12 protein-coding genes are annotated in these 13,165 nt (G+C 34.5%); 5 read left to right on the top strand and 7 right to left on the bottom strand.

Features of this window, described 5'->3' with window-relative positions; all coding sequences use genetic code 11:
* Nucleotides 1-23: 23 nt before the first annotated feature.
* Nucleotides 24-329 (bottom strand): GIY-YIG nuclease family protein, encoded by a 306-nt coding sequence (locus AB8B65_RS10855; RefSeq protein ID WP_405301012.1) that lies wholly within the window; start codon nt 327-329, stop codon nt 24-26.
* Nucleotides 330-976: 647 nt separating this feature from the next.
* On the opposite strand from AB8B65_RS10855, the gene AB8B65_RS10850 reads away from it, so the two are divergent.
* The 4 genes from AB8B65_RS10850 to AB8B65_RS10835 all read left to right on the top strand — a co-directional run bounded on the left by AB8B65_RS10850 (nt 977) and on the right by AB8B65_RS10835 (nt 4,372).
* Nucleotides 977-1,477, top strand: coding sequence for a hypothetical protein (locus AB8B65_RS10850; protein ID WP_405301011.1), 501 nt, complete (start codon nt 977-979; stop codon nt 1,475-1,477).
* Complete coding sequence (locus AB8B65_RS10845) at nt 1,477-2,220, top strand: LVIVD repeat-containing protein (protein ID WP_405301010.1); 744 nt, start codon at nt 1,477-1,479, stop codon at nt 2,218-2,220. The genes AB8B65_RS10850 and AB8B65_RS10845 overlap by 1 nt, the downstream gene beginning before the upstream one ends.
* A gap of 256 nt (nt 2,221-2,476) precedes the next feature.
* A complete protein-coding gene (locus tag AB8B65_RS10840) occupies nt 2,477-3,547 on the top strand; it encodes a T9SS type A sorting domain-containing protein (protein WP_405301009.1) in 1,071 nt (356 codons plus the stop codon).
* A gap of 483 nt (nt 3,548-4,030) precedes the next feature.
* Nucleotides 4,031-4,372: a hypothetical protein gene (locus AB8B65_RS10835; RefSeq protein WP_405301008.1), complete on the top strand. Its 342-nt coding sequence runs from the start codon at nt 4,031-4,033 to the stop codon at nt 4,370-4,372.
* A 611-nt stretch (nt 4,373-4,983) separates the two neighbouring features.
* On the opposite strand, the gene AB8B65_RS10830 is transcribed toward AB8B65_RS10835, so the two are convergent.
* On the bottom strand, nt 4,984-6,345 hold the full coding sequence (locus tag AB8B65_RS10830; protein ID WP_405301007.1) for a pyridoxal-phosphate dependent enzyme: 1,362 nt from the start codon (nt 6,343-6,345) through the stop codon (nt 4,984-4,986).
* Nucleotides 6,346-6,625: 280 nt separating this feature from the next.
* Nucleotides 6,626-7,867 (bottom strand): ABC transporter permease, encoded by a 1,242-nt coding sequence (locus AB8B65_RS10825; protein WP_405301006.1) that lies wholly within the window; start codon nt 7,865-7,867, stop codon nt 6,626-6,628.
* An 8-nt stretch (nt 7,868-7,875) separates the two neighbouring features.
* Between AB8B65_RS10825 and AB8B65_RS10820 the strand changes: the two genes are divergently transcribed.
* Entirely contained in the window at nt 7,876-9,159 is a 1,284-nt protein-coding gene (locus AB8B65_RS10820; protein WP_405301005.1) for an exo-beta-N-acetylmuramidase NamZ domain-containing protein, read from the top strand.
* A gap of 324 nt (nt 9,160-9,483) precedes the next feature.
* Here AB8B65_RS10820 and AB8B65_RS10815 read toward each other — a convergent pair whose 3' ends face one another.
* The 4 genes from AB8B65_RS10815 to AB8B65_RS10800 form a co-directional block, all read right to left on the bottom strand.
* Nucleotides 9,484-10,191, bottom strand: a complete 708-nt coding sequence (locus AB8B65_RS10815; RefSeq protein ID WP_405301004.1) for a hypothetical protein — start codon at nt 10,189-10,191, stop codon at nt 9,484-9,486.
* A 280-nt stretch (nt 10,192-10,471) separates the two neighbouring features.
* Nucleotides 10,472-11,707, bottom strand: a complete 1,236-nt coding sequence (locus AB8B65_RS10810; RefSeq protein ID WP_405301002.1) for a glycosyltransferase family 4 protein — start codon at nt 11,705-11,707, stop codon at nt 10,472-10,474.
* A complete protein-coding gene (locus tag AB8B65_RS10805; RefSeq protein WP_405301001.1) occupies nt 11,707-12,519 on the bottom strand; it encodes a glycerophosphodiester phosphodiesterase family protein in 813 nt (270 codons plus the stop codon). Before AB8B65_RS10805 ends, AB8B65_RS10810 begins: the two co-directional genes overlap by 1 nt.
* A gap of 96 nt (nt 12,520-12,615) precedes the next feature.
* Nucleotides 12,616-13,165, bottom strand: a 550-nt coding sequence (locus AB8B65_RS10800; RefSeq protein ID WP_405301000.1) for a sterol desaturase family protein, incomplete at its 5' end; no start/stop codon positions are given.

Here is a 13,165-nt window from a genome sequence, read left to right as displayed (position 1 = left end):
GGAGTCTGAGCGGAGCCGAAGACTCACTTATTACTCGAATGCGTCTCATTAATACATTTAGCCAACTCATGTAACCTTTCTAGCATTCCAGCAATCAACGCTTCTTTCTTTTTACGACTCCAACCTTGTACTTGCTTTTCTCTGTAAAAAGTGGTCTCTATTCGTTTGTATTCTTCAACATATACCAACTTTACAGGCAAATATTTCTTAGTATGGTTTGCTCCTTCACCGTTAGCATGTTGCATAAAGCGTTTTGCTAAGTATTTGGTACTTCCTGTATAATAACTTCCGTTACTACATTCTAAAATATACATATATCCTTTTGGCATGTTGTTGTTTAGATTTTTAGAACACTAACGCAGATATGCAACAGGCTTTTGTTGACTCCGAAAAGCAGGAAACATTGTTGTTTGATAGTGTGAATTTCTGAAAAAAAATCAATCCAAACCCTAAATTACTTCGTAAGCCTTGTATGTTTTGCATAAGCGTTGATTTCTAAAAGCAACAGACTACGATTTTAACATTTTACATTAAAAAAAGACAAAGTGCATGCTGAATATCATTTTTGAAAATGAATAACTGTTATATATAATTCAGAAAGTAATCTTACATAGTATTATACAGCTATAATACTGAAAGTCAGTTGACATTTATTACTTCAGTTTTATGTAATTTCTAGTTATAATTCATAAATCACGAGTTACTTCTCTTTTCTTACAGCATTATTCGATATACTTTTAAATTCCTGTTGAAAGAGTACACAGGAATCATGAAAAAAAGAGTTTACAATTAAACAAACAGCTAGTTTCTTCTTTAATTAATGCATTAGATAAGGAAGATAATAGTATCGATTATTTATTTATAGCCTTAAAAAGCCCAACTACTCATGGTTGGGCTTTTGTATGCAAAAATGTTTTTTTAACATATACATACGCAACCTTATTCCTGCCTTTGTATCTTGTTACAAAACAACCTTATGAAATATAAATTACTCACCTTGCTACTCTGCTTGAGCCTTGTTTCTTGTTGGCTTACAGACGACGATATTGGCGATCCTGGTTTTACAAGCAACTACAATGCTGTCATTTTTACACGAGCCGATTTGGAAAGCTCAATTACCATCCAAGAAGCACGCCCAATTGTACAAACAGGAAAAATATATGTAATCGGCAATTACTTATTTGTAAACGAACCGTATGTTGGTTTTCACATCATTAACAATACAGACCCTGCAAACCCAGTGGTAGAAAAGTTTTTAACCACGCCAGGCGTAACCGATATTATTTTTAAAGGCGAATCATTTTATATAAATCAAGCCGTTGATTTGGTGGCATTGAAGTTTACAAACGAACTTACAGAAGTGGTGGAAACGAAACGTATAAAAAATGCATTCCCAGTAGTAACTTCTCCTGACGGATATTACCCAGATTTGGGAACTGATGAAATTGTTGTGAACTGGACTTTAAACCTAAACTAATGAAAAAATATATATTTATAGTCAGCTTAGCAATACTATTTGTAGGTTGTGATGCAGACAGTACAAGCTCAGACGCAGGATCTTTTGCAAGCGAATCAGGACAATCAGGATCGTTAGCGCGATTTACCATTTTAGACAATCACCTGTACACAGTCGATTTTCATAATTTGAATGTGTTCGATATTAATGATAGAGAAAACCCCGTATTAGTCAACTCAGTAAATATTGGGTTTGATATAGAAACGCTTTTCTCGTATAAATCCTATTTATACATTGGTTCACGAAATGGTATGTTTATCTACGATGCCAATAATTTTGAAACACCACAGTTTCTGTCGTCTGTGCAACATTTTACAGCCTGCGATCCTGTAATTGCAACCGCAACACATGCGTTTGTAACACTAAAAGGTGGCAATCAATGCGGTGTAGATTTGAATGTATTGGAAGTGTATGATGTTACCGATGTCACAAATCCGATTTTAATTTCACAACGAAATCTTCAAGGTCCTATAGGAATGGGCTTTTATGGCGATTATTTATTTGTGTGTGATGATGAAGTAAAAATATTTGACATTTCTGATCCTGAAAACATGAACCTTGTACACGCCATAAATACCGAAAGTTTTGACGTAATTATTCAAGACAACTTATTAATTTTAGTAGGCGAACAAGGTGTGTATCAATATGCACTAGACCCGAACGATATACAAAACGAAACAATGTTGAGCACAATTGCTTTGTGATGTACTATGCGTACCATCGCGCAAAGCAACTAAGAAAGTTCAAGACTACAACACATAAATCAATGGATTATAAGCGGACTTCGGTTCGCTTTTTTCATGCGGTGAAAAACGTTCCAATCAACCACTCAAAAATCTATCTGCCAAACAATTACACTCAACTAATAGTATTCATCATTTATAAATTTAGCATAGCTTCCTTTTTCTTTACTCAAAATTCAAGGTAACTTATAGGTAACAAACATTAAAACCAAGTACCATGAAAAAAAACTACACTTGCATTTGCATGGCTGTATGCCTGTTGATGTCTTTTACAATTGCAGCACAAGAAGTGGTGGATGTTGCCACCACAGGACTCCTTAATCCTGTTGGCATTGCCAAAAATGGCAACGATCTTTTTATCAGTTCTGTCGGGAACGCTTCCATACAACGAAAAGACCTTTTAGACACTTCTAGCACAGCAACTACGGAGTATATACAACCTGTAAATTTCCCTACATTTATAGCATTTAACGGAAATGACTTATACATTCCGTTACTTGGAACTACCGATAATAAAGTGGTAAAAATTGATGTTACGGACCCAAATGCCGTTTTAACAGATGTCGTTACCAATATAACAACACCAATGGGTTTGGCTTTTCGCAATAACGAATTGTATATTTCATTGCGACAAGAAGCCAAAGTCATAAAGGTTGATGTTACCCAAAACAATCCAACACCTGTAGATGTAGTAACTCTGATACCTGGCGGACTTGTAAACGGAATCGCTTTTCGCGGAGACGAACTTTACATTACGCACGGAAACAGCATCTCTAAGGTAAATGTTACCGATAGCACGCCTGTGTTAGCGCCAGTGTTGATACTTGAAGACGGAATTGCCTTTATCGCATTCCATGGAGATTTTATGTACTTTACACAATCAAGTATCAATACGGTAGCCAGAGTTGACATCACACAATCGATATTTACTATTGATAATTTTTTAGTGCTTGAGGACGATCCGTGGGGATTACTCGTAGACGGAAACGACTTGTACATTGCCCAACAATTTGGCGGTAGTGTTGTCCGTTTTGATTTAACTACTTTGTTAAGTGTCAATGAAGCTTCCGCTAGAAAGTTTACGTATTACCCAAATCCAACCAAAGATTATTTGCACATCGCTGGTTTGGAAAACAATACACCTTTTACCTTAACAGATCAACACGGAAAAGAAATTATAAAGGGACGTGTAAACGCATCCGATAAAATAGATTTAAGCGCAGTTGCCAACGGTATTTACTTTTTACGATTGAACAATTATGAGATAAAAAAGATTGTAAAGTATTAACGGAGCAGTTCTGTTTTCTGTGCAAAAATGTTAATTCTGTAACTATAATTAGCAAATTCGTGAACTTTGAAAGGGAATTCTAACAAAAACGCCCTTTATCTTCCTTTCTTTGCAGTTAATCCGATCTTTTTTTATGTAATTGTCCAAAAAAAGTTGTTATTTTGCGAAAGTTATATAGATAACTAATTGGAGTTTATTAAATTCCATCTTTGATGAGATCGCTATTATACACAGAAAACACTTTCCCCCCTAAGCCATATTCTGTTGTATTCTGATTTTATTAAAACACGTTGTCATTATTAGTTTCAATAAGAAAAAACTAAAAAAGACTTCGTACGGACATATTTTTCAAGTAATCCTATTTTTTCTTTTGAAAAGAAACACAGAAAAATAGAGTCGCATAAATGGCAAGTCTTCTTATAAGAAGAAATTTATAAGTAGACATTAAAAATTAATTTGATACGTATTTTATAATATCAAACTGTGAAAGTAACATTTACCATATTATTGGCACTCGTATGCACTTGTAGTCTGTCGGCAAGAAACTCTTTCTTCACCGATGGAAATGCGTATACTATGCATACCTTCATTACTATAGAGCCAGGAACTAGCACTGCGTTAAATCCGCCAACTATTGTAACCGATAATGCTGGTGGTTTGGGAGGCTTTTCAGAAACAAAAGAAGAAAAACTAGATTCCATTTTAGGATACTTTATCTTCATCTTCTTTTCTGTATTAGTCGTCATATTAATAGACAACAGAAACTTAGAACGACGCTACAAAAAACTCGTAGCAGATTATAAAACGAAAGATTCCACATCTTGATAGACACAAAAAAACTCGAATATTAGTATTCGAGTTTTTTTGTTTAGATCGGCTTTGCCTTTTAGATTCGCTTCGCTGTTAGATCGGCTTCGCTGTTAGATCGCTGCGCTTTTAGATTGTTAGACTGTTTCATACAATAATTGAATTTCGTTTGAAACTTCATTTTCAAATCAACAAATTCACAAAAAAACGAATCAACAAACCATTATACTTCAAATTACGCGTCGTCACTTCGAGTAAATTTGTGGAACAAATTTGTATCGAGAAGTACTTTTAGATTCGCTTCGCTGTTAGATCGGCTTCGCCTGTTAGATCGCTGCGCTTTTAGATTGTTAGACTGTTTCAAAGAATAGTTGAGTTTTTGTTTGAAACCTCATTAACAAATCAACAAATTGACAAAAAAACGAATCAACAAACCATTATACTTCAAATTACGCATCGTCACTTCGAGTAAATTTGTGGAACAAATTTGTATCGAGAAGTACTTTTAGATTCGCTTCGCTGTTAGATCGCTGCGCTTTTAGATTGTTAGACAGTTTCATACAATAATTGAGTTTTGCTTGAAACTTCATTTTCAAATCAACAAATTCACAAACAAACCATCAAACAAACTACCCAATCCCTTTAATAATATCGTATTTAGTAATAATATGATGTGTGTCGTTTCCTAAATCGACCAAAATAGCCTGATTGTCTTTTGTGATAAGCTTTGAAACTTCGTCAATAGCACTATTTTTATGTACTATAGGAAATGGTTTTTGCATAATATCTGCAATGTACGTATCGGCAATGTCTTTGTTTTCCATGTATTTTGAAAACAGCGACGTTTCATCAATCGAACCAACAAAACCATCTACATCTACCACAGGAATTTGCGAAATTTTAAACTTACGCATACGTTCAATAGCATGCGAAACCAATTCGCCCGTTTTTACGGTTACCAATGGTTTGTTGTGATGTTCTTTTATTAAATCGGCTGCAGTCGAAACTTCTTCTTCCAAAAAGCCACGTTCGCGCATCCAATCGTCATTAAACATTTTCCCAACATATCTACTTCCGTGATCGTGAAATAACACAACCACAACATCGTCTTTGGTAAAGTGTTCTTTTAGTTGCAACAATCCTTTAATGGCAGATCCGGCAGAGTTTCCTAAAAACATGCCTTCTTCTTTTGCCAAACGTTGTGTATACACTGCCGCATCTTTATCGGTTACTTTCGTAAATCCGTCAATAATATCAAAATCTACATTTTTAGGTAAAATATCTTCTCCAATTCCTTCCGTGATGTACGAGTAAATTTCGTTCTCATCAAAAATACCCGTTTCATGATATTTTTTAAACACAGAACCATACGTATCAACTCCCCAAATTTTTATATCCGGATTTTGTTCTTTTAAGTACTTTCCAACACCCGAAATAGTTCCGCCAGTACCAACTCCCACAATAAAATGTGTCACTTTACCATCAGTTTGCTTCCAAATTTCAGGACCTGTACTTTCATAGTGCGCACTTGCATTGCTTGGATTGTCGTATTGATTTACGTACCACGAATTTGGCGTTTCTTCTCCCAAACGTTTGGAAACTGAATAATACGAGCGTGGATCGTCAGGCTCAACTGCAGTCGGACAAACAACTACTTCTGCGCCAACGGCACGCAAAATATCAATCTTTTCTTTCGATTGTTTGTCTGCCATTACACAAATAAGTTTGTATCCTTTTATAATGGCAGCAAGCGCTAAGCCCATTCCTGTATTTCCAGAAGTTCCTTCAATAATTGTTCCGCCAGGTTGCAAACGTCCATCTGCTTCTGCATCTTCAATCATTTTTAACGCCATTCTGTCCTTTACAGAATTTCCAGGATTGAAGGTTTCATATTTTGCCAATACCAATGCTTCAACATCTTTTACCAAAGCATTCATTTTAACTAAAGGTGTATTTCCAATAGTTCCTAATATATTTTCAGCGTATTCCATTATTTTATTTTGAAAGGACAAAGATACAAAGTCTGTACATATATTATAATAATATATCTTAAAAGTCTATTAAATTAATAGGGTACTTAATTTATGACATCTTTTTGAAGTTATTAAAACCCAAAGCACAAACACATAAGATAACGTCTTTGCGAAAGTTTTAAAAAAACTTGCGGCAATCTGTTTGTTTCAAATACAAAGTATTTTATGATTTTGACAGGTTACTTCGTCATATTTTCTCGTAATAAAGTATTGAACTGTAAATGCTAAATGCGGAAATTTACTGAAATTTAATCGCTTTCACAGGCGAAATCTTTGTGATGATATACGAAGGAATCAACAACATCAAAACACACAATACCAATGTTCCAATATTGAGCGCCAAAATGTGCCACAATTCAATATGAATTGGAATAATAGACGTATGATATTGCTCAGGATTCGGGAATTTTAAAAAGCCAAATGTATGCTGCGACCAAATAAAGGCAATACCGATAATATTTCCCCAAAGCAATCCAATTCCGATCAAATATGCAGCATTATACAAGAAAATTTTACGAATACTCAAATCGTTACTTCCAAGTGCTTTCAAAATTCCAATCATCGGTGTTCTATCTAAAATCAACACCAACAATGCGGTAATCATATTAATACCACCGACAATAATAATAATTCCAATGATGAGAAATATATTTACATCAAACAAAGAAATCCACTCAAAAATAAACGGGAATTTAGTAATAACACTTTTCGCTTTTAGAGTTGAAAAAGTGGCTTTATCTACTGCTTCTGTTTGCGCATCTATCGAACCAAAATCATCAATAAAAACTTCAAAATTACCAATCTCGCCATTTTTCCATTTATTCATTCGCTGAATGTGACGAATATCAACCAACATTACATTGGCGTCAAACTTTTGGAAGCCCGAATCGTAAATACCTACAATTTCAAACGTACGTTCATTTGGTATTTCGCTCGTATTTTCTTTTAAAAATAATGTTTTAAATGTATCGCCCAGCTTCAATTCAAGTCGTCTTGCCATAAAAGCAGACATTAAAATTTCTCTATTTTCGCGTTTTTCGGAAACATTTGGAAAGCGTCCTTCGGTCAAAAATTCTTCAAAAACGGCCCAATTATAATCGGTTCCAACTCCTTTTACCAACACTCCTTCAAAAGTTTTTTCGGTTCTAATAATTCCCGCTTTTGTGGCAACTGCCTGAATATGCGTAACGCCTGAAACCTGCGTAAAATCTGGATAAAAGTCTTGTTTAATAGCTAACGGCTTCAAAGAAACTTCCGATTTATTATTGTCGAAATTCGTGATCTGAATATGCCCATTAAACGCCGCCACCTTTTCTTGGATCGTTTTTTGCAATCCCATTCCTGTAGCAATCGCAACCATCATCATAACAATGCCAATCGCAATAGCTGCGATGGCAATTTTTATTATTGTTGCCGATACACTACTTTTATATTGTTTTGCCTTAATAATACGTTTGGCAATAAAAAACTCGTAATTCAAATTCAGCTATGGTTTATAGATTTTTCAAAAATACATTTTTATTGTTGTTATTAATTGGATTTTTCACAAGATGTGACTCTAAAGCACAACAAAAGACGCAAAATATTGCAAATGCTAGTATTTCTTCAAGTGCTAAAGCTGATATCGCTTCCGCAGAATTGACAAACCAACAACCCATTGTAGGTGCAAATAAAACCACTGTTTTATTACCAAAACTTGCAAACAAACGTGTGGGTATTGTTGCCAATCAAACGAGTGTCATTTTTAAACCTGACAATACATATACGCATCTAGTAGATTCTTTAGTAGCGCTGAATGTAGATGTAAAAACTGTTTTTTCTCCCGAACATGGATTTCGTGGAAAAGCCGATGCAGGCGAAATTGTAAAAGACGGGAAAGATGTAAAAACAGGTTTGCCAATTATTTCTCTTTACGGAAAAAATAAAAAGCCTTTCCCAAAACAACTTGAAAATTTAGATGTAGTCATTTTTGATGTGCAAGATGTTGGTGTGCGTTTTTATACGTACACTTCTACTTTACACTACTTAATGGAAGCTTGTGCGGAAAATAATATTCCTGTAATTGTGTTAGACAGACCAAATCCGAACGGACATTACGTAGACGGACCAATTTTAGAGAAAAAATATAAAAGTTTTATAGGAATGCATCCGGTGCCAATTGTACACGGAATGACGATTGGCGAATACGCACAAATGATGAATGGCGAAAACTGGCTAAAAAACAATGTAAAATGTGATTTAACGGTGATTCCGATAGGCAATTACACACACCAAACGCCGTATAATTTACCTATAAAACCTTCGCCGAATTTACCGAACGACCAATCAATTAACCTGTATTCGAGTTTGGGTTTATTTGAAGGAACACCTATTAGCGTTGGACGCGGAACGGAAAAGCAATTCCAAATCATAGGAACACCTGAATACTTTTTAAAACGCCACTTATTTAGTTTTACACCAAAGCCAAACTTCGGAGCAAAGCATCCGAAACACAATGGCAAAGAATGTAACGGATATAATTTAACGAAAGAACCACGCTTGTCAGAAATCAACTTAGAATGGTTGCTAGAATTCTACAAAACACACAAACAGTACGCGCCAAAAACGCCGTTTTTCAATAAGGATAAATTCTTTTATAAACTTGCAGGAACCGACAAATTGCAACAACAAATTGAAAGCGGAATGACTGCTACTGAAATTAAAGCAACTTGGAAAACTGGCTTGGATGCTTTTAAGAGAACCAGAGCGAAGTATTTGATTTATGAGTTGTAGTTGTTAAACTATCATTTTCAATTCACAATTCAATACGTCATTACGAGGAAGCATGACGAAGTAATCTGCCTAAATCATAAAATGTTTTGTATTTGAAACAAACAGATTGCCACAAGTTTTTTTAAAACTTTCGCAAAGACGTATCTAAGAACAATTCTATAGCTTTCTGTCCAACATTTCTAAATTCTAAATATCTGTTATTTGGCGAATGAAGCAATACTTTGATATTAAATGGGTGTGCTGTTAAACAAGGTTCTAAGTATTTCAAAATCAAAAACATCTTAATAAGTATTTGCTACACAAATTCACACCATCATTTCCAATCTAATCTTGCTTCACAAATCGATTGTAAAAATAGTTAATCGTATCTGTTATTTTAATCGTTGGTCTGTATGGACTATTTTTATACGGACTTATGATAATGTAGATATCAGCAATGTATGTATCCATAAGATATAGTGACGCACGTGAACACGTATCAGCACAATCATTACCATTTTCTGCATCAAACAAATACCTACCTGTTCGTTGCACTTTATACATCTCTGTACTCTTGTCTAAAATTTTCACTTTCTTAGGATAAAATTGATAGTATACTTTTTTATCTTCATATTTCATAGCAGCAGCACGTGCATTTACCACACGAAACATCTTTTTAGGAGTGTATTGGTATGGTTTTAAACTATCACTATAATGGTCATCATGCAATTGTGTTTTATTTTCTCCTGAAAAGAACTCTAGTTGGTGTTGTTTTGAAGGTTCTATAAAAATAGAATCTCTCAACCAAAGTTTTACTTGATTTTTTAAACCATCAAGATTCGTTGATTTCTTAAATATATGAGGATGTGTTTTATAAATAGTATCTAGTATACTCCCAAAATCATAGTTTTTAAGTTCAAAAAAAGAGTCATTTCCTCTAAAATATACTTGTTGCTTGTATTCTTTATAATTAGCTTTTAATTTCTTAAAACTAGGACTTGCTTCTTTCAATGGTTCTTGTTTTACCTGTTCGGGTACTTTTTCGCAAGACACACAAAATAAAAGTAGTATTGGAAAACACTTAAAAAAGTTAGACATGTTATATGATTGTAATTTTTGTGATGATTTTTTAAAGATAAGAAAATAAAAAAAATCACATTTGGGTAATTTGCAAATTTAATATTTCGCGTATAGAAAATTACTCCTGAAAGCTTTGTAGCTGATCAAATAACTTAGTAAACTGAATTTCTTTTTTAAAAAATTGAGCATTTGATTCGTTTTAAAAATTGTGAATAATTACGATACAAACGAAACACTTATACATGTATCATTTCTAAGATTTATTCTTCTCCTCTATCCAAAGTGACATGTATTTGGTGCTTTTTGTAGTGTGCAACTGCAATAAGCTTCCAAAAAAGTTTTGTGTTCTGTGCGTTTCTAAATTGCTTTGAGTAGTTTCTATTTTTTGTAAAAGCTGTTGCTGAAAGTACTCTTTTTGATAGCGTTTTGCCAAAATTTCAAAACCGTTTTGTTGTGCTTTTCCCCAACGATTTTTGTTTGTATATAACTCCGCAGTTTCGTTGACTAAGGTTTCAACACTATCAGAAATAATTCCGTTCCAAGGTAAATTTCCATGCATGCCTTCGGCACCAATTGAAGTGGTAACGCAAGGTGTTCCGTTTTGCATTCCATCGATAAACTTTCCTTTGAGTCCAGCTCCAAAACGCAATGGCGCCAATAAAATTCTAGCTTTCGAAATAACCTCAGCAGCACTTTCGGCTCGACCATGCACAAAGAATTTCTCTTTCGGCTGATTGAGTTGTAAGCTATGTTCTTTTGCATACGAACCATATACATGCATTTCTGCTTTGGGCAATTTTTTTCGTAAGATTGGCCAAATTTCCTTTTTTAAGTACATCACCAAATCACGATTTGGCGCATGCAAAAAGTTTCCGATGGTGACAAAGTGTGCTCGTTCTTCAAAAGCTGGCAAGGCTTCAATAGTTTCTTGATTGAGCTGTTCTAACATAAACGGAATGTACAACAGTAAAGAAGCATCAATTTTAAAATGATTGACTAAGAGATCGCGTTCAACTTCTGAGATTAGCAATGAAATATCGCAGCGTAAAATACTGGCAATTTCTCGTTGTGCAAGATTGTAATTTTTCAGTTGATTAATATGAAATTCTTTCCCATCTTTTAGTGCTTGATGTCGTGCTTTTCGTAAACTGTGTAAATCTTCTGTATCTAAAACTCGCAATGCATTTGGGCAATTTTCTGCCACGCGCCAACCAAATTGTTCTTCCATCATAAAACGATCAAACAGTACTATAGACGGATTTAATTGTGTAATGTATTCGTCAAAGCTTGTATCATTGATCTGAATGGTTTTGGAAGCAATTTTCATCTGACGTAAGTCATAACAAAACTCACTTTTAGCTGCTGGACAGGCAAAAATAACTTCCCAATTTTGCGCTCTAAACAGTTGTAATAGTTGCAACATGCGCGTACCTGCGGCAGAAGATTTTGGTTCTGGCCATACATAGCCAATGACTAGTACTTTTTGCATTAGTCTTCGTAGATTTTTTTTAATATATCTGGATAATCCGTGATGATTCCGTCTACATTCCAAGCTATCAATTCCTGCATATCTTTCGCAGTATTCACTGTCCAAGGAATTACTTTCATTCCATAGCGACGTTGAAACTCTTGAATATTTTCTTTGGTCAATAATTTATAATACGGACTCATAATTTCTGGAGTAAAACTCAATTGCTTCAGTTTTTTCTTCATGTTTTCATTTACACTAACCAACAGCGCTAATTTCATTTTCGGTGCTTGCTTTTTTATTTCTTCCAAAGTTTGCAAATCAAATGCTTGAAGATTTACTCGATTTCCTAAATTTTGCTTCTGAACAACTTCCAAGACTAAACGAACAAACGCATCAACTTTTGGAGCATAGACTCCATCATATGAAGGTTTTCTTTTGATTTCTATATTGTAATTGATCTGATTTTTGGACTGTTTTTCAGCCATTGCAATCACATTTGACAATAACGGTTTACGCACTGCTATTTTTTCTTGCTGTGGAAACCGAGGATGTTTCTTTGTACCACAATCATATTGACGTATACTATCATATGCCATTTGATAGAGGTTGTAATTTTTTTCGTCATTTTCAGAAATTGGATTTCCTTGCAAATTATATGCAATTTCATGATTCATAAACGGTTCATGCGAAACAATTACTTTATGATCTTTGGAAATAACAACATCTAACTCTAAGGTATGTACGCCAATATTTATGGCTTTCTCGAAACCAATCATAGAATTTTCGGGCAATAAGCCTCTACAACCTCGATGTCCTTGTATATCTATCATTTTTGTGTGAATAGATTTAGGTGAACATGCAATGCTGCTTGCAACTAATAGCACACCATAACAAATGCGTTTGAAAAATTTCATAAGTATATATGATTATTCATCTGAATGTAAAGTTGTTGGCGGACGGTATTTGTTGAAAGGTATTTTGAGCAACGTTTTTAAATCGGAATTTTCAGCAGCATCCGGATACGTATCAACGCCATATACCAACGTTTTTGGATCTTTTATGGCGAATGTTTGAAAAATTCGATCCCAAATAGAAAAGATATTTCCGTAATTCGTATCTGTATATGGCAATACATGATGATGATGTACTTTGTGCATATTTGGCGATACGATGAGATAACTAATCCATGTATCAAGCTTTTTTGGAATTCCAATATTTGCATGGTTGAATTGCGACAATACTACCGAGATCGATTGATATAACATGATAATTGCTACTGGAGCACCAACAATGACAACACCTATTAATGTGAATGTAAAACGGATAACACTTTCACCAGGATGATGTCTGTTTGCAGTTGTCGTATCTACATGTGTATCAGAATGATGCACTAAGTGAAAACGCCAAAAAACAGGCACTCTGTGTTCTACATAATGTGCCAACCAAGCGCCAAAAAAATCGAGTAAAGCCACACCA

This window comes from Kordia sp. (genome assembly GCF_045105435.1).
Taxonomy (GTDB): Bacteria; Bacteroidota; Bacteroidia; order Flavobacteriales; family Flavobacteriaceae; genus Kordia.
Note: the sequence above shows the minus strand (reverse complement) of the source record. Positions and strands in the feature narration are given on the sequence as shown.